We start from the raw sequence: 21,136 nt of genomic DNA, 5'->3' as shown, positions 1-21,136 counted from the left end.
GGCCTCTATGCCGGCGGGTCGGTCGGCTATGGCTTTGGTTCGGTCGACGGCACTATGACGCTGGCGGATGGCAGCTACGCCCCGCGCGCCTTCGCGGAATCAGCTGATGAAACCTTCAGCGGCGGAATCTGGGGCGGGCAGATCGGCTATAGCTACCAGTTCGCCAATGGCTTCGTGATCGGCGCCGAAGCGGACTATCTTCATGCCGGCATGGGAAGTTCGAGTGTCCTTGGCGCCACCGAGGGGGCAGCCCTGATCGCCAATCGCATGCAGGAAGCCCAGACCGACTATTCTTTCGACTGGATGACGACCATCCACCTGGAAGGGGCGCCCGCTTCTCAACACGGCCCAAATGATCCTGGCCATCTTCGCCGCGAGCGCGACCACGGCCGTGTTCATATGCGTTCGCGCGAGCAATCCGCGCAGCCATTCGCCGAGCAACGTCCGCCCCTTCGCCAGGGACGGCAAGGCCGCTCGCGCGCCGTGGATCAGCATCCGACGAAGATAGCCGTTGCCGCGCTTGCTGATCCCGAGAAGACGAGGTTTGCCGCCGGTTGTCATCTGGCGCGGTACGAGGCCGAGCCAGGCGGCAAGATCCCGGCCCCGGCCAAACGTCTCCGCTCTTCCCACCGAGGCCACGAAGGCAATCGCATTCAACGGGCCGACCCCCGGGATTGTCGAAAGGAGCTTCATTGCGGCATCCTCGCGCGCGATCGCAACGAACTCGGCATCGAAGGCGCCGATCCGCTCGTCAAGGGTGCGCCACTGGGCCCGCATGTCCTCGACCAGCAGTCTGATCCGACGGCTGATCGCCACCTCGCCAGCAAGGAGTTGATCCAGTCGAAGTTCGAGCTTGCGCCGTCCCTTCGCCATCACGATCCCGCGTTCGAGAAGGATCGCTCGCAACTGATTGATTAGCGTCGTGCGCTCGCCGACTAGCCGATCCCGCGCCCGATGCAGGCTCTGCATGTCGAGTTGCTCGTCGCTCTTGAGATCGACAAAGCGCATCGTCGGGCGGGTTGCCGCTTCCGCGATCGCCTCGGCGTCCCGATCGTCATTCTTCTGAGCCTTCACATACGGGCGAACATACTCTGGCGACATCAGCCGCACATCGTGACCCTGCTCGCGAAGCAGGCGGCCAAGATGATGCCCGGCACGGGCCGCAACGGCGAGCGGAACGGGCCCCTTGCCCCGTCCCAGCGTGTCCAGAAATGCCGGCAGAGCCTGCGGCGTGAGGGCTGCTTCGGCGATCGAGGTGCCGATCAACCGGCCTAGCGCCTTGGCCGCCGCTGCGTTCTGGCTGATGACGAGCCCCATGGGGTCGATCATCAGGAGCATCCGGCCGCCCTCAGGCAGGGGACAGTCGAGGTTGCGCAGTATCTCCGGCAGACATTCGAGATGGCAGGCCAGCTTTTCGATGCCGCCGGGATCGTCCAGCGACGCTTCTACGGCGTCGATATAATGCGCTTCGCCTCTGCTGCTTCCCATTTGCCCAGCACCATCAAAGCTCGCGATCAAACACCTAGCCCCCGAGGGTGGCCGCAGCGGAGTCCTGTCCACGCGGCCCCTGTCCTCGCCGGATGGAGATCGGGGCAATTCGATAAAGGCCGCCCTTCCGGGCGGCCTTTGCTGTTCGTGTGGCAGGAAGCTGCGCCGGCCGATCAGAGGATTGAGAAATCATCCGCATCGAGACGCGCCTTGGTCACGCCTTCCAGCAGCACCGTGTGATCGCCGCTGTCGTCGAGCTGGATCACCACCCCGTCTTCGCTGTCGATCATCGCCGCGAGAACGTCGTCGAAGGTCTCGAAGTCGAGGCCGGTGAACTCGATCGTGTCCTGCCCGGCCCGGAAGTCGACGATGACGTCGGTGCCGGAGTTCGCCGCGAACACGAAGGTGTCGCGGCCGAGGCCACCGCGCAGCATGTCGTCGCCGGCACCGCCGATGAGCCGGTCATTGCCCAGCCCACCGTCGAGATGGTCATCGCCGGCGCCGCCGTCGAGAACATCCTTGCCGATGCCGCCATCGAGCATGTCATCGCCCTCGCCGCCGTCCAGCTGGTCATCGCCGAAGCCGCCATTCAGCGTGTCGTCGCCGGCATCCCCCTTGAGGGTGTCGTTGCCGAAGCCGCCATGCAGCGCGTCGTTGCCCTCGCCGCCGTCCAGCCGGTCATTGCCGAAGCCACCATGCAGCGTGTCGTCGCCGGCATCCCCCTTGAGGATGTCGTTGCCGAAGCCGCCATGCAGCGTGTCCTCGCCCTCGCCGCCATCCAGCTGGTCGGCGCGCATGCCGCCCCGGATGACGTCGTCGCCGGCGTCGCCGTAGATCTTGTTGACCTTCAGCAGATCGCCACGCAGCGTGTCGTCCCCGGCCGTGCCGCGCGTCCAGCCCTCATGCGGGTCCGAGGACACCGGCTCGACCGTCACCTTCACGGTAGCTGTCGACGTGCCGCCCTCGCCGTCGGTGACGGTGTAGCTGAACGAGGCCTCGCCGGTGAAGCCTTGCGCCGGCGAGAACACCACCTTGCCGTCGACCAGCGCCACCGTGCCGCCAGTGCCCGAGGTCACAGACTGGATAGCGAGCGTGTCGGCATCGGCGTCGGTGTCGTTGGCGAGCAGCAGTGCAGCCGCCAGCGTGGCGGCGATTCCCGCCTTGGTGGAGAAACCGCTGTCATTAGCCGCGACCGGCGCCCGGTTCGGCCGGGCGTGCACCGCGACCGTCACCGTCGCCTTGTCCTGCCCGCCCTTGCCGTCGGAGACGGTGTAGCTGAAGGAGGCCTCGCCGGTGAAGCCGCTTGCCGGGGTGAACACCACCTTGCCGTCGACCAGCGCCACCGTGCCATGCGTCGCTTCCTGCACCGAGACGATGGACAGCGTGTCGTTGTCCGTGTCGCGGTCATTGGCCAGCAGGCTGGCGATCGAGGCGGTCACGGCCTTGTCCTGCAGCGCGTAGAGCCGGTCATTCTCCGCCGAGGGGGCGTGGTTAGGCGCGCCCGCGACCGTGATGCCGACCGTCGCGGTATCGCTGCCACCCTTGCCGTCGGAGACGGTGTAGGTGAAGGAGGCGGCGCCGGTGAAGCCGGCCGTCGGCACGAACAGCACATTGCCCGCATCGTCGAGCTTCACCGTGCCGCCCACCGCATTGCCGACCGAGAGGAGAGCGAGGGTGTCGCCGTTGGCATCGCTGTCATTGGCCAGCAGCAGCGCTGCGCTCAGGATCAGCGCCTCGCCGCCGGTGGCGGTGAAGCCGGTGTCGGCCACCGCGTCGGGGGCGGCATTGTCGCCCGGCTCGCCTGGCCCTTCTTCCGCCAGCGAGACCACCGTCACATTGTCGAAGGAAACGCCGGCGCTGTCCCAGGAGAACAGGCCGACCGTGCCCTTGCTCTGGGCATGGTCCTCGATGGCGTAGGCGAACAGCGCCTGGCCGTCGACCGTGGCCTGGATCTGCCCGTCCTTCACCTCGACGCGCAGGTCGAAGGCCTCGCCCGGCGTGTACTTGGCCGGGAACTGGTTGAGGTACTTCTCGACGCCGTCCTTGACCTGGATCAGCTGGAACAGGCTGCCAGCGCCATTGCTCGGGTTGCGGTCATAGTCGCCATTGGCGTCGAGTTCGAGCTTGTAATAATTGTTCGCGTCTTCGTAGTAGAACAGCAGGCCGAGAGCGCCATTGTCCGGGGTCTCGATGGTGGCCTCGACGGCGTAGTCGGTCCATTCCTTGGCCGCCGGATCGTTGTAGAGCGCATAGGTGCCCTTGCGCAGCACGTTGACGCCGTCGCCGAGCGGGCTCCAGCCGGTCTTCCACGGATCGGAGTTGGATGCCCCGTTCCAGGTGAGCTGGCGGCTCTTGATGTCGGTCAGCTGGACGAACTTGCCGTCCTGCAGCTCCCATTGCGAGGCAGTGCCATTTGGCCCGATGCCGCCGGATTCGCCCTCGTCGACGATGGTCCATTTGCCGAGCGAGGCATTGGAGGCGAAGTCTTCCGCCAGCAGCACCCGGTCGGATGCGACCGCGTCGACCCGCACCGTGTCGTTGGCAGTCTTGCCGCTGGAGTCGGTCACGGTCAGCTTCAGGGTCTGCGAACCGGTGCCGAGCGTAGCCTGCGCCGACTTGCCCTCTGCAACGACATTGCCTTGCGCGTCGGTCCAGACATAGCTGACGATGTCGGCGAGGCCGTAGCTGCCTTCCGCATCGAGCGCCACCGTGACATTGCCATCGGCATCGAGGTCGAGCACGCGGATGTCGTCGCCGGCATGGGCGGCGAGAATCACCTTGTTGACGGCGACATTGTCGAACTGCGAGCTGCGCTGGTTGTTCGAGTAGAGGCCGACCGTGCCACCGGCGAGCGGGGCGGCATCCACCACGGTGCCGAACACATTGTGCCCGTCGAGGAAGACGTTGATCTCGCCATCCACCACCGCCACCTTCAGGTGGAAGTCACGGCTCCACGGCGTACCGGCATGCTCGGTGGCGAGCACCGTCTCGGTGCCGCCGGAAACCTTGACGAGCGAGCGGGTGTTAGTTTCGGCGTTGAGCACGACCTTATAGTGGTTCTGCTCGTCCTGATAATAGAACACGACGCCGATGCCGTCATTGTCCGTGGTCTTGAGGGTCGCCTCGAATTCGTAGTTCGACCAGGACTTGGCCGCCGGCTCGCCCCAGAGGAGAAGATTTTCGGCGGTGTCGGACTGCTCGAAGACGCGGCCTTCCAGCGCGTCCTGCCCGTCGGCGACCGTGTCGCGCGAATTCACCGTGCCCTTGACGATGAAGCCGCCGACGCCGGCGCCGATGGTGGTGGCCGCCACCTGGGCATTGCCGAAATCATCGGTCATGGCCGGGGTGCTGAAGTCGATCTGCACCGAAAAGTCGGTCGGCGCCTCGCTGACGATACCGTCCGCCTTCACCCCGCCCAGCGCGGCGATTTCCTCGTCGGTGTAGAGCTTGTCGGTGAACAGGAAGTGCGAAACGTAGAGGTTCGAGGTCTCGCCGTCCTCATCGGTGAACAGCAGCACACCCTTGCTCAGGTCGATCGTGTAGCGGTCGTCATCCATGGACTGGGTGCCGACCTTCACGCCATCGATGTATTTCGAGATGGTGACGGTGTCGCCAGTGTCCTCGATCTTGAACACCACGCGCTGCCATTCGTCGTATTTGAACGCGCCGGTATAGACGCCGCCAATGCCGAGGCCGCCGGTGCCGTCATCGCTGCTGCGCACGAACAGGTCGCCGTCATTGGTGTTGGTGATGTCGGTCTGCAGGAACGAGGTGAAGCCGCTCGCGCCGTCCGAGGGGATCAGCACGTCATAGACCAGCGTGTAGCTCGACACGAGCGTACCGGCGGGAACCGGCGAGGTCGGGGTCAGCAGCAGGCCCTGGCTGCTGGCGAGCTTGGGGATATAGGTGACATCCGGCGCGCTGCCGCCGACGGCCGGCACCGCCGGAACGTCGAAATCCTCGACCGAGTCATAGCTGACGGCAAGATCGCCCTGCGGCGCCAGCGTGCCGGTGCCGAAGCTGGGGGTGGCGCTGCCGGCATTGAAGTCGAACTGCACCGAATTGGCGCTCGGCGCGGTGGCGACGATGCCGCCGGCCTTGGTGCCGCCGAGTTCGGCTACGTCCGCGGCGCTGAGCACCTTGTCGGTGACAAGCACGCTGGAGACATAGACCTCGCTGGTCTCGCCGTCATTGTCAGCGAACAGCACCAGGCCTTTTTCCGGGTCGAGCTTGTAGCGGTCGCCGCTCACCGTCTGGGTGCCGGCGAGCACGCCGTCGATATATTTCGACAGCGAGAGCGAGCCATCCTCGTTCTGGGAGTAGGTCACCGCCACGCGGTGCCAGGCATCATAGGTGAAGCTGCCCTTGTAGTCGCTGTTGGTGCCGAGGCCGGCGGCGTTGCCGCTCTTCTTCAGGAACAGCTCGGCATCCTCATTGGTGCCGCCACCGTCGATCTGTAGGAGCGCGGTGTAGGTGCCCGCGCCTTCGGCCGGGACATAGATGTCCATCACCACCGAATACGAGCCGATCAGCGTGCCGCTGGCGGTGTCGAAATCGGCGGTGAGCTTCAGGCCCTGGGTCGAGGAGGCCTTGGGGACACGGGCAAAATCCTCCGCCACCGCGCCCGCGCCCGGCAGGTCGGCAATGCCGAATTCGGCGGTCGTGCCGTTGGAGAAGCCTTCCGGCGTGCCGGGGCGGGTCCAGCCTTCGGCATTGCCGTCGTTGAAATTGTCGACCAGCAGTGTGTTCGGGTTGGAAACGACGATCAGCACGTCGTCCTTGGAGATATGGCCGGCGCTGTCGGTCACGGTCAGGGTCAGCGCATGGTGGCCGGCGCCAAGCTCCAGCGTGGGTGTCGCGGTGGTGGCGACGACATTGCCGTCGCGGTCGGTCCAGACATAGGTCAGCCCCTGGTCGTTGTTGGGGTTGAGCGTCCAGTCGCCGTCGAGCGTGACCTGCGCCTTGTCCTGGCCATTGCCGGCGGTGACGAACTGGTCGTTGCCGGCTTTGGCGATGGCGGGCACGTCGGGCGTGCCGAGCTCGACGCCGGTGACGGTTTCCTCATGGCCGCGATAGGGGCCGGTCAGACCGTCGCGATCGAGTTCGCCATCGCCGCGCACGCTGTCCATGTAGTCGTCCAGCGCGGAGAAGTAGGTCGAAGTGTAGACCGAGTTGTTATCGGGATCGATGGTGACAAGCCGGATGGCGCCATTGCCGCCGGCGCTGCCGGAACCCTGCCCGGCATCGCTGGTGATCTCGCCCGACACGCCGTTCTGGTAGTTCACCATCATCTGGTAGACAGGATTGCCGAACTGGTCATAGCTCACCAGCGTCTCGGCGGCGTCGCCGAAGATGTGGCCGGAGAAGGTGAAGGTGATGTTGGGGTATTTCTGCACCAGCTCGCGGTACATGGTCTCGCCGTCGGTGGCGCTCTCCGGCGAGTTGCCCAGGCCGTAATCATAGCCGGTGCCCTCGTCATAGAGCGGCGCGCCGGTGGCGTCGTGGCGGCCGGCCCAGGTCATGTAGGAATGGGTGGTAAGGATGACGCGGTGGTCGAGATTGTCCTCGATCACCTCGCCCGCCCAGCGCAGCACATCCTCGCGCGCGCCAAATTCGAGGTTCAGCACCAGCCACTTGGTGCCGTCGGCGCCGGTGAAGGTGGAATAGGTGTTGTTGGCCAGCGCGGCTTCCTGGTCATAGGTGCCGCCGAAATTCTCGCCATTGGCGTTCTTTAGGTCGTCGACCGAGAAATAGTCGTTGATCCGGCTCGCCTCGAAGCTTCCGGAAACGCCGTCATGATTGCCGAGCGTAAGCCCATAGGGAATTTTGCCGTCAAGGATGCCGAGCGCTTCCTTGGCATATTGCCAGTGGGTCGGGCTGTTCTCGGTGGTGATGTCGCCGACATGGGTGACGAAGGAGATGTTGAGGCTGTCCTTGTTGTCGACCAGCCACTGGGTCATGCCCTTGAAGGTCTCGACGCCGGCCGCGTTGGTGTAGTCCTGCGTGTCCGGCAGCACGGCGATGGTGTAGGCATTCTCGCCGGTGACGCGCACCCGGACACTGTCGGTGACGCTGGAACCGCCGGCATCGGTGGCGGTGATCTTCAGGTCGGTGTGGCTCAGCGTCTCCAGGAAATCGATGGTCAGCTTGCCGTTGGCGATGGTCACATTCGCCACCGAGGGGTCGCTGCTCTCGATCGTGTAGGTCAGGCCTTCGCCGGAAAACACCTCGTTCAGATCAATCACGCGGTCTTCCGAGCCGCGCTTGGACATGAAATCGAGAATGGGATTGGTGATGGTGACCATGAGCCTTGATTCCTGTTTTGCCGGCTAGTTTTCAGCTGGACGCCTGCGCCGCAACGCGGCCCGCACATGCCGAAAGCCACACCTTCAGCGGATGGGAGGCAGCAGTAAGCGGCGCACATGACAGGTTCTTAAAGCCGGGCCGGCGGCATCCATCTCAAATAACAATGCCCTGTATGGAGATAATCGACACGCGCGCCGCGCCTGTCCTGACGCCTGCGGAAAGGTTAGGGGGCCACCGATTGTCGGTAACAAGGCACCTGTCACAATTCAGAATCTTTTGCCGCGCTAAGCTGTCCTTCATCATGTGTTCCCGCGCCCACGATTCCCCCGTGCAGAACCGTCTGCCGATCTTCCGGACACCGCAGCTGCCGGCTTTTCGAGACAGGTTCTCATTCGCAGAAGGCTGCTGAGAAACATGTCGGTTACCCAGCTTCGCGCTTTCCATTTCGTGGCCGTCGCCGGCAGCTATTCCCAGGCCGCGCGCGGCATGGCGGTCAGCCAGTCGACCCTGTCTGGCCAGGTCCGCCAGCTAGAGGCGGCGTCCGGCATGGCGCTGTTCGAGCGCAAGGCGCGCGGCGTCACCCTCACCCCGGACGGGGAGGCGCTCTACAAGGTCACCTCGCGCCTGTTCGCAGCGCTGGCGGAGGCGCGCACCCTGCTCAAAAGCCGCACCAATGAGGGCGGGCGCCTGCGCATCGCCGCCGATGGCGTGGTGCACTCGTTGCCAATCCTGCGGGCGCTGAAGCAGCAGCGCCCGCGGCTGGTGTTCTCGCTCATCGTGCAGAATTCTGACAGCGTGATCGAGCAATTGCTGGAATATCGCGCCGATATCGGCATCACCGCGCAACTGCCCACCGATCCGCGGCTGCATGTGCGCCCGCTCTCCTCGATGAAGATCGGCATCTTCCTGCCCGAGCGGCACCCCTGGACCGCCCGCACAGAGCTGTGCCTTGCCGATCTCAGTGGCTGCCCCTTCGTGCTGCGCGAGCGCGGCTCGCGCACCCGCGAGGTGTTCGAGCAGAATCTGGCGCTTCAGGACATTTCGCTCGGGCCGATCCTCGAAGTCTCGACCCGCGAGGGGGTGCGCGAGGCGGTGGCCGCCGGCTTCGGCGCCGGGGTCGTGGCGGATCTGGAGTTCGGCTTCGATACGCGGCTGCGCTTCCTGCCGCTGCGAGACGCGCCACTCGCCATCGACGAATATCTCGTCTGCCTCGACGAGCGACGCCGGCTGCCCATCGTCACGGAGTTCTTCGCCTGCGCCGCCGCGACCTTCACTCCTCCCGCATCGCCCGCGCGATCTGGTCCCGAAGCGGCTTGACGAGGTAGCTCAGCGCCGTGCGCTCGCCGGTCTGCAGATGAACCTCGGCCGGCATGCCGGGCATCAGCTGCAGCCCGTTCAGCCGGGCGATTTCCTGCGCCGGCAGGGCGACCTGCGCGACATAGAAGCTGGTGCCAGCCTTCTCGTCCTTGGTGAGGTCGGCGGCGATGCGCGCCACCGTGCCGGCCAGTTCCGGTGTGGACTTCTGGCTAAAGGCGGAAAGCCGCACTATGGCCGGCTGGCCGATCAACACCTGGTCGATATCGGCCGGGTTGACATGGATCTCGACCACCAGACGGTCGTGCTCGGGCACGATCAGCATTGCCGTCTCGCCGGGGGCGATTACCCCGCCCACCGTGTGGGTGGCCAGCTCGTGCACCACGCCGGAAATCGGCGCGATCAGCTCCACGCGGGTCAGCTTGTCCTGCGCGGCGATGCGACGCTCCTGCAGCTCGGCCCATTTGCCCTCGATCTCGCGCAGTTCCTCGATCACCTCGGCGCGCATGTCCTGGCCGATCTGGATGATCTGCAGCTCGGTCTCGCTGGTGCGCCCGCGTGAGCGGGCCAACTCGGCCTGGAGCTGCCCGCGCTCGCCCTCGATGCGGACCTGCTCGCGCTGGAGCGAGCGCAGCCGCGTCAGCGGCGTCAGCCCCTTGCCGTGCAGCTCGGTGGCACCGGCGATCTCCTCGGCGATGTAGCCCAGTTCCGCGCTCTTCGCCGTGATCTGGGCGGACAGGCCGGCGGCCTCGTCGACCAGCTGCTCGATGCGGGCGCGCATTTGCAGCACCTGGCCTTCCAGTGCGGCACGGCGGGAATTGAACAGGCTGACCTCGCCTTCGATCGCCCGGCCCGCATTCTCCTCCGCGCGCCGCGCCAGCAGCGCGGCGGAGTAGTCGATGGTGCTCCGGGAATCGCGCTCGGCCTCCAGCCGGGCGCGGCGGGCAGCCAGCTCGACCAGCTGGGTATCGACCACGGCGAGATTGGCGCGGGTGACGGTGTCGTCGAGCCGCAGCAGAACGTCTGCCGCCGCCACCTTCTGGCCGTTTCGCACCCGGATCTCGCCGACCACGCCGCCCTCGGGATGCTGGATGCGCTTGGCGTGGCTCTCCACCACCACCGTGCCCGCCGCCAATACCGCGCCGTTGAGCGCGGCGGTGGCCGCCCAGCCGCCGCAGCCGACCACGAGGAAGAGCGCGACGATGAGGGCCAGCCACAGATGGCGGTTGACCCCGTCATCGGCCACGCTGGCCGCCGGAAGCAGGCGGGAGAGCCGCGCACGCAGGCGGGCGAACAGGGTGTCGGCGGCGAGAGTGTCGGTCATGCGGCCACCGGCGTCTTGAGAACCTTGCCCAGAACCTGCTCCTTCGGGCCGAAGGCCTGCTGCTGGCCGGCGCCCATCATCAGTACGAGATCGACCGCCGCCAGCGCGCTCGGCCGGTGGGCAATGACGACGACGACACGCTTGGCCTCGCGCGCCCACATGATCGCCCGCGTCAACGCCGCCTCGCCATCGGCGTCGAGATTGGAGTTGGGCTCGTCGAGCACGATGAGAAAGGGCTCGCCATAGAGCGCCCGCGCCAGTGCCACGCGCTGGCGCTCGCCGGCGGACAGCGCGATTCCGCCCTCTCCGAGGCGCGTGTCATAGCCGTCGGGCAGCTTCAGGATCAGCTCGTGCACCCCGGCGCGCTCGGCGGCGGCGATGATCGCGGCGGGCGCGGCATCGGCGCGGAAGCGGGCGATGTTTTCTGCCACGGTGCCGTCGAACAGCTCGATATCCTGCGGGAGATAGCCGATATGGGCGCCCAGCGCGTCGCGGTCCCACTGCTCGATCGCCGCGCCGTCGAGCCGCACGCCGCCCTTGGACGAGGGCCAGACGCCGACCAGCCCGCGTGCCAGCGTCGACTTGCCCGAGCCGCTATGGCCGATAACACCGACCGCGCTGCCCGCCTCCACGGCGAAGCTGAGGCCGGCAATGGTCGCCTTGGGCTGGCCCGGGGGCGCGACGGCGAGCGCGGCGACATCGAGCCGCGCCTTCGGGGCCGGCAGCGGCATCGTCTGGGGCGCGGGGGGAAACTCCGCCGACAGCGCCGACAGCCGTGCGTGTGCCTGCCGCGCCGCGATGAAGCCGCGCCAGTTGGAGATGGCCAACTCCACCGGCGCCAGTGCCCGTGACGACAGAATGGAGGAGGCGATCATCGCGCCGGACGAGGCCTCGCCCTCGATCACCAGCCAGGCGCCGGCCGCCAGCATCAGCGATTGCAGCAGGAAGCGGAACACCTTGCTCAGCGCAGAGAGGTCGCCCGCCACATTCACCGCGCGCTGGTTGTCGCCGAGATAGGCGGCATGGGCCTCGAACCAGCGCGCCCGCATGGTCGCGGTCAGGCCCATGGCGGTGATGGTCTCGGCATTGCGGCAATAGGTTTCCGCCAGCCCGTTGCGGGTGGAAGACCGGCGGGCGGCGATGCGGGTCGGCGCCCTTGTGGCGAATTCGGTGATCAGCATGAAGGCGCAGAGCACGAGGATGCCGGCAAGGCCGACCAGCCCGAACACCGGGTGGAACAGGAACAGCACGCCGAGATAGAGCGGCATCCAGGGCAGGTCGAAAATGGCGACCGGGCCCTGGCCCGAGAGGAACTGGCGTATCTGGTCGAGATCGCGCACCGGCTGCTGGCCGTTGCCATCGCGCCCACGCTTAAGCACCAGGGCGGACATGAGGTCGAAGGAAAGCGGGCGCAGCTTCGCATCGAGCCGCATGCCGAGCCCCACCAGCACGCGGGCACGCAGCAGGTCGAGCACGCCCTGAAACGCATAGAGCACCATGGCGAGCACCAGCAGCGCGACGAGGGTTGGCAGGCTCCGGCTCGCCAGCACGCGGTCATAGATCTGCAGCATGAAGAACGGGCCGGTCAGCATCAACAGATTGATGACGCAGCTCAGGGCGCCGATGCCGACCAGAACGCTTCGGCAGGAGGCGAAGGCGGCGGCGACGGGCGAGGCTGACGGGGAACCGCTCAGTATTTTCATGGCTGGCACTCTAGGGCTGGCGCTCTTTGGTCGACGGTTCGGACCGGCACGACGGCCGATCGAAGGCCGTGCTTAGTGCTGCGGGCTGACAGGTACGTGACGCGCGCCATTTCGGCCGGCCGGCGACAGGACTGGCGACCGGCAGGGGAAGACCCCACCGGCCGCCGGCCGCCGGTGGGGTCGCACGGGAACCGTTCGCGGCCGGTCAGAAGCGGGCGGCTCAGACGAAGGCGAAATCGTCGGCGCCGAGGCCGCTGCGGGTGGTGTGCTCGATGAGCACATAGTTGTTGCCGCTCGTATCCAGCTGGAGAACCACGCCCTCCTCCGTGTCGACCATGGCCGCCAACACCTGATCGAAGGTCTCGAAGTCGAGCCCCTGGAGCTCGATGCTGTCCTGGCCGGCACGGAAGTCGGTAATGATGTCACCACCCGAATTCGCTCCGAACACGAAGACATCGCGGCCAATGCCGCCCGAGAGAAAGTCGTCGCCCTCGCCGCCTTCGAGAAGGTCGCGGCCCAGGCCTCCCTTCAGCTCGTCGTCGCCGCTGCCGCCGTCGAGAGCATCATTGCCGATGCCGCCTTCGAGGACATCCTCGCCCTCCCCGCCGTCAAGCGTGTCGCTGCCGATGCCGCCGCGAAGCTCGTCGTCGCCTTCGCCGCCTTCGAGCCGGTCATTGCCGATCCCGCCCTCGAGAACGTCATCGCCGGTACCGCCGGCAAGCCGGTCATGCCCGATGCCGCCGCGCAGGAGGTCCGAGCCCTCGCCGCCATCGAGCTGGTCGTCGCGAAGGCCGCCGCGAATTGTGTCGTCGCCGGCGTCGCCGAAGATGCGGACGCTTGTCGTGGAGGGGCCGCCAAGCACGTCATCGCCCGTAGTGCCGTGCTGCCAGCCCTCATGGCCGGGCTCCTCCACCTCCGCCGCCTCGACGGTCAGCGAGACGGTTGCGGTCGAGGTGCCGCCCTGTCCGTCGGCGACGATGTAGGTGAACGAGGCCGGGCCCTCATAGCCTGCCGCCGCCGTGAACACAATCTCGCCGTCGACCAGCGCCACCGAGCCATAGGTCGCGCCCTGCACCGAGAGGATACTGAGCGTATCGGCGTCGGCATCGGTGTCGTTGACCAGCAGCGCCGCCGCCGCCAGTGAGAGGGCGAGGCCCGCCGTGACCGTGAAGCCGCCGTCATTCTGCGCCACTGGCGCGGCGTTCGGGCGCGGCTGGACGTTGACCACCACCTTCGCCGTGTCCTGGCCGCCCTTGCCGTCGGAGACGATGTAGGTGAACGAGGCGGCCCCGGTGAAGCCGTCGGCCGGGGTGAACACCACCTTGCCGTCGACCAGCGCGACCGCGCCGTTGGTCGCGCCCTGCACCGAGACAAGGGTAAGGATGTTTCCATCGGCGTCTGTGTCATTGGCGAGCAGGCTGGAGGCCGCCAGCGTCACCACCGCCTCTTCCAGGACATAGAGCCGGTCGTCGAGCGCGTCGGGGTTCCGGTTGGCTGCCGCCTCCACGTTAAGCGTGACGGTGGCCTTGTCCGTGCCGCCCTTGCCGTCGGAAACGGTGTAGCTGAACGACGCCGTTCCGGAGAAGCCTGCGGTCGCCTTGAACAGGACGTTTCCGGCATCGTCAAGCACCACCGTGCCGCCGACGGCCTCCTGCACCGAGACGATAGCGAGGTCATCGGCGTCGGCATCGCTATCATTGGCGAGCAGCAGAGCCGCGGCCAGCATCAGCGAGGAGCCTGCCGCCAGCGAGAAGCCGGTATCGTTCGCCGCCTCCGGCGCGGCATTGTCGCCGGGCTGCACCGGCACATCCGCTAGCGACACCACGCTCAGATTATCGAACGCGACGCCCGCGCTGCCCCAGGAATAGAGGCCGACCGTGCCGGCGTCGAGATTGTGGTCCTCAATGTCATAGGCGAAGACCGGCTCGCCATTGACATAGGCCTGCATCTTGCCGCCGGCCGTGTCGACGCGCAGATGGATCGGCTCGCCGCTGATATAGCGGCCCGGCACCTGGGCGAGGGTCTTCTCATAGCCATCGACCATGCTGCGCAACTGCCAGAGGCCGCCTTCGCGGTCGAGTTCCATCTTGTAGTAGTTCTGCGGGTCCTGGTAGTGCAGCAGGATGCCCAGGCCGTCATCGTCCGGGGTGACGATGGTGACTTCGACCGAATAGTCGCTCCACTCCGCAGCTTCGGGCGCGTTGTACAGGGCGTAGGTGCCCGTGCGCAGCGCGTTGTAGCCATCGCCCAGTGGGCTCCAGCCACGGTTCCACGGGTCGGGATCGGAGGCGTTGCCGTTCGAGATCAGCTGGCGGGAATGAATGTCCGACATCTGGAACAGCTTGCCGTCGCGCAGCTGCCAGTCGGAGGCGCCGCCCAGCGTACCCTCGTCGACAAGGGTCCAGCCGGCGAGCGTGCCGCCCGTGAAGCCCTCGCTCAGCAGCACCTTGTCGGCGCCCACGACATCGACCTTCACATAGTCGCTGGAGGTCTTGCCGGCGGCGTCGGTGACTTCGAGCGTCACCGCCTTGGTGCCCACGGGAAGAGAGAGGACAGCCTCCTTGCCGGTGCCGATTTCCTCGCCATCGAGCAGCCAGCGATAGGCCACGATGGCATCCGGCCCGAAGGAACCGGAGGCCGACAGCGCGACCGTGGCGAAGCCGTCGCCATCCTGGTCAATGCTGCGCATGTCGCCGGCGCCATGCGCGGCCAGCGCCACCTCGTTGACCGCCACATTGTCGAAGATCGCGCTCTTCTGGTTGCTGGAGAGCACGCCGATGGTGCCCCCGCCGAGCGGCGCGCTGTCGATCACCGGCCCGCCGAAGACGTTGACGTCGTCGAGCAGCACGGTGATCTCGCCATTCACCACGGCGATGCGCAGTTCCATCTCGTCATTGAACCGGTAGCCGCCCGTGGCCGAGGCCAGCACGGTCTCGACGCCGTCCTGCACCTTGATCAGCTGGCGTGTATAGCCCTCGCCGTCGAGTTCGAGCCGATAGTGATTGCTTTGATCGGCGTAGTAAAACGCCGCGCCGATCACATCGTCATCGGTGGAACGGATGGTGACGTCGAACACATAATTGTCCCACGCCAGTGCGGCAGGGTCGTTCCACACCAGAAGCTTGTCGGGATTGTCCTGCGAGTAGTAGAGTGCGCCTTCCGGGGCGTCGATCGACGCATCGTCATCCTTGCGCGAATGAACGCTGCCTTTCACCTTCCAGAAGCCGGTGTCGGATTCGTCCAGGAAGTCGAGCTGGGCATTGCCGAAGGTGGCGTCGAGGGTGCCGGAGAAGTCGAACTGCGTGGTGTTTTGATCCGGCGCCTGGGTGAAGATGCCGCCGGCCTTGGCGCCGCCGAGCGCCGCGATCTGCTCGGCCGAGAGCACGCCCTCGGTGAACGACACGCTGTTCACATAGGCGTCGGACATTTCACCGTCCTCGTCGGCGAACAGCAGGAAGCCCTTCTCGCCATCGAGCTTGAAGCGCTCGGCATCCACGACCCGCGAGCCGATGAGCGTGCCGTTCAGATATTTGGTGAGGGTGACGGTGCCGTCCGCGCCCTGGTCCACCACCAGCGCGATGCGCTGCCACTCGCCATAGGCGAAGGCGCCGTCATAGCCGCCGCCGCCGAGTTCGGCCATGCCGGTGCTGTTGTTGCGGCGGATGAAGACGTCGCCGTCGTTGCTGTTGCTCGGGTCGGTCTGGAGCAGCGAGATGTAGCGGCCCTGGCCGTCGGGAATTAGCACGTCCATGACGAGGCTGTAGTCGGTGATGACGTCGTCATCGCCGGCCGGAGTCACCACGAAGCCCTGCTTCTCCTTCGGCGCGGGGAAGAACATCACCTGGTCGTTACCGCCCGGCAGCTCGGGAATGCCGTAGGAAGCGGCCGTGCCGAAGGTGGTCAGCGACTCCAAGGCGTCGCCCTTCTTGTCGACGATGGTGATCGTGCCGGCGCCGAGGCTGGCGGCGATGTCGCCATTGAAGTCGAACTGCACCGTGCGCCCATCGCTCACCGCGGAGAGCGGGCCGGCGGCCTTGGCGCCGCCCATGTCGGCGATCTCGCTTGCGGTGAACACGCGGTCGGAGAACACGACGCTGTTGAGATGTCCGTAGCCGCTTTCGCCATTGTCGTCGGCGAGCAGGTAGAATCCGCCCTCGCCGTCGATCTTCAGGCGGTCCATCGCCACCACCTGCGAGCCGACGAAGGTGCCGTCGATATATTTGCTCAGCGTCGCGGTGGCGTCGTCGATCTTCTCGACCGTCAGCGCGATGCGGTGCCACTGGCCATAGGTGATGGTGCCGTGGGCGCCGCGGAGGATTTCAAGCGTGCCGGTGCCGTTGTTCTTGTTCTCGATGAAGATGACGCCGTCCTCGGCGTTTTCGAGGTCGTTCTGAAACAGCGAGAAATAGGCGCCCTGGCCGTCATAGACCATCAGGTCCATCATCAGCGTGTAGGATTCGAAGTCATCGCCGGCGGACGGCTCGAAGTCCGGCTGCACATGGTAGTACTGGCTGCCTTCGAGCGGGGGGAAAGAGAGCACGCCGGCATCGCCGCCCGCCAGCGCCGGGGCGCCGGCTTGCGAGGCGGTCTCGAGAATGGTCGTATTCGCCAGCAGCGGCCGCACCGTGGTCCAGCCGGCGGCGTCGCCATCGTTGAAATTGTCGACCAGCAGGGTTCGCTCGCCGCTGATGACGACGCGGATCTCGTCGCGCGTCACCACGCCGGCGCGGTCCTCGACCTCGAGGGTCAGCTTGTGGCTGCCGACCTCGAAGGAAACGGTCGGCTTCTGGCCGGTGGCGACCACCTGGCCGTCCTTGTCGAGCCAGCGATAGGCGACGATCGCGTCGCCCGGATTGCGCGAGCCGCTGGCATCGAGGACCACCGCGCCCTCGTCGGCCCCGGCGGTGACGGTGGCGAAGATGTCGTCGCCGGCATCGGCCAGCGCCTGCGGCGTCACCGGGCCGAGATCGAGCCCGTCGAGCACCTGTTCGTGCTCCTTGTAGTCGCCCTGCAGCTCGCCTTCGGTGCGCCCGCCGGTGAGGTAGCTGTCGAATTCGGTGAAATAGGTCTCGGTCGAGATGGTGCCGGCTTCCGGGTCGACCACGACCAGGCGGATGGCGCCATTGCCGCCGCGCCCGCCATTGATCTCGTTGGCGACGCCGTTCTGGTAGTTCACCAGCATCTGGTGAACCGGCTGGCCATACTGGTTGTAGCTGGTCACGGTTTCGGCGCCGTCGCCGAAGATGTGGCCGGAGAACGTCATCGCCACATTCGGGTACTTGCTGGCCAGCTCGCGCCAGATGGTCTCGCCATCATTGGGGTTTTCGAGCGTGTTGCCCATGCCGTAGTCGTAGCCGGTGCCCTCGTTGAACAGCGGCGAGCCGAGCGGGTCGTGGCGGCCGGCGAAGTTGGTCATCGAGTGGTTGGCGATGATGACGCGGTGATCGGCATGCGCCTCGATGACATCGCCGGCCCAGCGCAGCACGTCGTCGCGCACGCCGAATTCCATCGACATCACCAGCCACTTGGTGCCATCAGGCGCGGTGAAGGTATGGTAGTTGTTCTTGGAGCTTTCCGGCTCCTGGTCATAGACGCCGCCAAAGGTGGGGCTGGTGGCGGCCTGCTTCTCCGGCGAGAACAGGTCGTCGAGATAGACCGAGCTGTGGTCGTTGGCGCGGCCCTGGTCGCTCTGGTCGTGGTTTCCCGGCAGCAGCGAATAGGGGATCTTGCCGTCCAGCGTGCGCAGCGCCGCCTCGGCGATCGCCCAGTTTTCCGCCGTGTTGCGCTGGGTGATGTCGCCGACATGGATAGCGAACTCGATGCCCAGGCTTTCCTGGTGGTCGACCAGCCACTGGGTCATGTCGCCAAAGATGTGGTTGAGGTCGGGGTTGGACGTGTAGTCCTGCGTGTCGGGCATCACCGCGATGGTGAAGGCGCTCTCGCTGGCCACACGCACACGCACATTCTCCACCGCCGTGGCGCCGTCAGCATCGGTCGCGGAGATCTTGAGATCGGTGTAGCCAAGCGTGTCAAGAAAATCGATGGTCAGCGCGCTGCCCTCGATCCGGACTGCGGCGACCGAAGGATCACTGCTCGCGATCGTGTAGGCGAGGCCGTTGCCACCGAACACGTCATCCAGATCGATGACGCGATCTTCCGAGCCACGCTTCGCCATGAAATCGAGGATGGGGCTGACAATGCTGGTCATTGTTTTCAATTCCCATTGTATACGCGCCGGAGAGTGCGCATTGCATGGGCATTCGAAGTAGTTTTCCTACGTGACAGCTTGTTGAATAACTTGGGTTCCGCGCCATTCCTATAAACAATGGGCGGTATCGACATTCTCGATAAGACGCAGATTCTGCCGTTTCTTCAGTCGGCCTCGCCAGATGGACTGGTTGAAGAGGTCGCAACCCTCGGTTAACCGAGAGGCGTTGGCAGATCACGCAGGGTGGAATGGCGGCGCGGCCGGGGGACCCGCCGAGACCTCGTAGCAACATCGTTGCTACTCTCCCGCCGCACAGCTAGTATCGACATTGTTGCTACAGGAGGGTCGTAATGCGAGCTGTTGTGAAAAAATGGGGCAACAGTGCCTCGGTGAGAATTCCTGCCTCCTTGCTGGCTGAGGCAGGGCTGAGCTTGGACCAGACCGTTGATATCCGCTCTGACAATGGTGCCATCATCATCGAGCCGATCAAGAGCCTCGAATATGATCTCGATGAGCTGATCTCTGCTATCACTCCCGAGAACATGCACGAGGAAGTCGATTTCGGTGAGCCAGTCGGAAAAGAGGCACTTTAAGGTGGTGGCCTATGTTCCCGAAGCCGGCGATATCGTCTGGCTTCAATTCTCACCGCAAGCAGGACACGAGCAAGCGGGGCATCGCCCTGCCGTCGTGCTATCGCCCACATCCTATAATCGCCTCGGGCTGATGCTGTGTTGCCCCCTGACGACCAAGCGCAAGGGGTACCCATTTGAGGTACCGATTGAGGACGAGCGACAAGGCGCCGTTCTGGCAGATCAGGTAAAATCCCTGGACTGGCGGGTCCGAGCCGCCAGCTTCAAAGGGCGGATATCCGATTCAGAGCTCGCCCAAGTCCGGGCCAAAGCACGATCGTTGATCGGTCGACCCTGAGCTGCTGCAGCCCGAAGAACGAGTATCCCGCCATGTTGGCGCTCACCCGCCGTCATGACGGAACAACGCAGGCGTGAGGCTCCGCCTTTGCCTGTCATTCATCCGGGCGCCGCGATCAGCGGCGCGCCGCCTTCTTTCCGAACGCCTTGTCGAGAAACGCTCGGGCATCGCTCGCGCCGATCCGATCGGGATAGCCGCGCGGCGGCTTGGCCCCCTCCCCCACCAGCTTTGCGATCCACTCACGCTGCTTGGGCGATGCGAGATCCTTTCCGCCGGCAGACCGTGCAGCGTCGATCCATTTCGACAGAGCGGCCGCATCGAGCCGCGCCGCTTCAGGCAAGTCCATCCCGGTCTCCTGCGACAGCTTTTGAGCATAGGCGAACTGCTTTTCCGAAGGTCCCGCGCTCGCCAGCCGGCGCGGACCGAGGAAGGTGCGGCAGATCTCGGCATCGTCAGCGGCGCCACGCGGCAGGCGCGTGCCCTCACGCTTGGCCTTGTTCCTGGCGGCCGCCAGCATCGCGGCCGAAGGCGGCCGCTTGAAGGTCGGAGACGTCGCCGGTGCCACCTCCGAGAGGCGCGCCACCAGGCCGCCGGCGCGATCGGCTATCTCTCCGATCACCGTATCCGCATCGGCCGAGCCGGCGAGAACGTCATCGAGGCGGGCCTCCATGCGGGCGGTCGCGCCCGGGTCGACCAGTTCCGGAGCGCTTTCACAGAGCAGCTTGTAGAGCCAGAGCGCCAGATCGGTTGGAACCAGGTTCTTCTTCTCCAGGACCAGCATGCCCTGACGCTTCAACCCTTCCAGGATCGAATCCCGCGTCGCCGGGGTGCCGATGCCCTTGGCTTCCTTCAGGCGCTCGCGTTCCGCCTCGTCTTTCACAAACCGCCAGGCGTTGTGCATCGCGTCGATCAGGTCGCCCTCGGTATAGCGCTTGGGCGAGGTCGTCTGACGTGGGCGAGCCCTCACGGAGGTGCAAGAGACGGTGTCGCCGTTGGCGAACGCCGGCAGCACGGCGTCATCGCCCTGTTCCTCGTCCTCCCTATTCTCCTCGTCCTCAAGGACGGCCTTCCAGCCCGGGCGAGTGACGACGCGCCCTCGCGCCTGAAAGCGCACCACGTCGACCGAACCAGGCGCCGCCGGTACTTCGACAGCGAAAGACAGCGTGGTCTCGTCAAACTCATGGTCCGGCGAGATTGCGGCAATGAAGGCCCGCGCGATCGCATCGAACAGCGTCCGCTCATCATGATCCAGCGCCGCCACGGCGGCCGACATGTTCGGGGCGTTGACGTTCGGCATAAGGGCATGATGGCTGGCGCCGGCGATGCCGGCGTCAGACCAAAGACCGGACTTGCCCTTGCGAATGACCGGCACCGCCGGCAGCTGCGGCGCCAGCTCGCCAATACCGCGGAGCGCATCGAGCAGGTTGCCGGCGCTCGGCACCAGGTTCTCCGGCAGATAGCGGGTTTCCGCCTGGGGATAGGTGATCAGCTTGTGCCGCTCATAGAGCGCCTGGGCGACATCGAGCACCTTCTTTGCGCTCCATCCCCACTTGCCGGCATGCTTCTGCAGAGACGGCAGATCGAACGGGCGCGGCGGCACCGATTTCCGCGCCTCTCGTGCGACCTCGATCGGCCCGTGATAGCTCGCGGCCGCGAGCGCTATGCGGTCTGCCCTGTCCGGATCGAAGATCCGCGCGTCTCCGCGCGGGCGATACCACAGCGACCCCTCGCCGGCGGCGCCGGCGGCGCCGGCGACGACGGCCTCGATCTCGTAGAAATCGCGCGGCGTGAAGCCGCGTATCTCCAGCTCGCGCGCGCAGACCAGCCCCAGGGTGGGCGTGCGAACGCGGCCGATGCCGAGCGGCC

General features: G+C 65.9%; 8 protein-coding genes and 1 pseudogene. 3 read left to right on the top strand and 6 right to left on the bottom strand.

Annotated elements, in window-relative coordinates; all coding sequences use genetic code 11:
* Positions 1-321 precede the first annotated feature (321 nt).
* Together EV667_RS21235 and EV667_RS21230 are read right to left on the bottom strand one after the other, a co-directional pair.
* Positions 322-1,332: pseudogene (locus EV667_RS21235) on the bottom strand (IS110 family RNA-guided transposase); the annotation flags it as partial.
* A gap of 329 nt (positions 1,333-1,661) precedes the next feature.
* The gene (locus EV667_RS21230) at positions 1,662-7,793 is read right to left on the bottom strand and encodes a cadherin-like domain-containing protein (RefSeq protein ID WP_131837308.1); all 6,132 of its coding nucleotides are present in this window, start codon (positions 7,791-7,793) and stop codon (positions 1,662-1,664) included.
* A 415-nt stretch (positions 7,794-8,208) separates the two neighbouring features.
* Here EV667_RS21230 and EV667_RS21225 point away from each other — a divergent pair, with 415 nt between their 5' ends.
* Positions 8,209-9,111 carry a LysR family transcriptional regulator gene (locus EV667_RS21225; RefSeq protein ID WP_131837307.1) on the top strand — a complete coding sequence of 301 codons (903 nt, stop codon included), beginning with the start codon at positions 8,209-8,211 and terminating at the stop codon, positions 9,109-9,111.
* On the opposite strand, the gene EV667_RS21220 is transcribed toward EV667_RS21225, so the two are convergent.
* The 3 genes from EV667_RS21220 to EV667_RS21210 all read right to left on the bottom strand — a co-directional run bounded on the left by EV667_RS21220 (position 9,065) and on the right by EV667_RS21210 (position 18,343).
* A complete protein-coding gene (locus EV667_RS21220) occupies positions 9,065-10,432 on the bottom strand; it encodes an HlyD family type I secretion periplasmic adaptor subunit (RefSeq protein ID WP_131837306.1) in 1,368 nt (455 codons plus the stop codon). The two genes, EV667_RS21225 and EV667_RS21220, sit on opposite strands and share 47 nt — an antisense overlap.
* Positions 10,429-12,135 carry a type I secretion system permease/ATPase gene (locus tag EV667_RS21215; protein ID WP_131837305.1) on the bottom strand — a complete coding sequence of 569 codons (1,707 nt, stop codon included), beginning with the start codon at positions 12,133-12,135 and terminating at the stop codon, positions 10,429-10,431. Before EV667_RS21215 ends, EV667_RS21220 begins: the two co-directional genes overlap by 4 nt.
* Before the next feature lie 220 nt (positions 12,136-12,355).
* Entirely contained in the window at positions 12,356-18,343 is a 5,988-nt protein-coding gene (locus EV667_RS21210) for a cadherin-like domain-containing protein (protein ID WP_131837304.1), read from the bottom strand.
* A 350-nt stretch (positions 18,344-18,693) separates the two neighbouring features.
* Between EV667_RS21210 and EV667_RS21205 the strand changes: the two genes are divergently transcribed.
* Positions 18,694-18,936 (top strand): AbrB/MazE/SpoVT family DNA-binding domain-containing protein, encoded by a 243-nt coding sequence (locus EV667_RS21205; protein WP_131837303.1) that lies wholly within the window; start codon positions 18,694-18,696, stop codon positions 18,934-18,936.
* Complete coding sequence (mazF, locus tag EV667_RS21200; RefSeq protein WP_342636732.1) at positions 18,908-19,270, top strand: endoribonuclease MazF; 363 nt, start codon at positions 18,908-18,910, stop codon at positions 19,268-19,270. Before EV667_RS21205 ends, mazF begins: the two co-directional genes overlap by 29 nt.
* Positions 19,271-19,385: 115 nt before the next feature.
* On the opposite strand, the gene EV667_RS21195 is transcribed toward mazF, so the two are convergent.
* Positions 19,386-21,125 (bottom strand): DNA topoisomerase, encoded by a 1,740-nt coding sequence (locus EV667_RS21195; protein WP_131837302.1) that lies wholly within the window; start codon positions 21,123-21,125, stop codon positions 19,386-19,388.
* Positions 21,126-21,136: the final 11 nt, after the last annotated feature.

The organism is Ancylobacter aquaticus (assembly GCF_004339465.1).
In the GTDB taxonomy this organism is placed as follows: Bacteria; Pseudomonadota; Alphaproteobacteria; order Rhizobiales; family Xanthobacteraceae; genus Ancylobacter; species Ancylobacter aquaticus.
Note: the sequence above shows the minus strand (reverse complement) of the source record. Positions and strands in the feature narration are given on the sequence as shown.

Bases quoted from the DNA above. Each gene is read 5' to 3' on its own strand.
- EV667_RS21230 (WP_131837308.1), bottom strand. From the start codon at position 7,793: ATGGTCACCATCACCAATCCCATTCTCGATTTCATGTCCAAGCGCGGC.
- EV667_RS21225 (WP_131837307.1), top strand. From the start codon at position 8,209: ATGTCGGTTACCCAGCTTCGCGCTTTCCATTTCGTGGCCGTCGCCGGC.
- EV667_RS21220 (WP_131837306.1), bottom strand. From the start codon at position 10,432: ATGACCGACACTCTCGCCGCCGACACCCTGTTCGCCCGCCTGCGTGCG.
- EV667_RS21215 (WP_131837305.1), bottom strand. From the start codon at position 12,135: ATGAAAATACTGAGCGGTTCCCCGTCAGCCTCGCCCGTCGCCGCCGCC.
- EV667_RS21210 (WP_131837304.1), bottom strand. From the start codon at position 18,343: ATGACCAGCATTGTCAGCCCCATCCTCGATTTCATGGCGAAGCGTGGC.
- EV667_RS21205 (WP_131837303.1), top strand. From the start codon at position 18,694: ATGCGAGCTGTTGTGAAAAAATGGGGCAACAGTGCCTCGGTGAGAATT.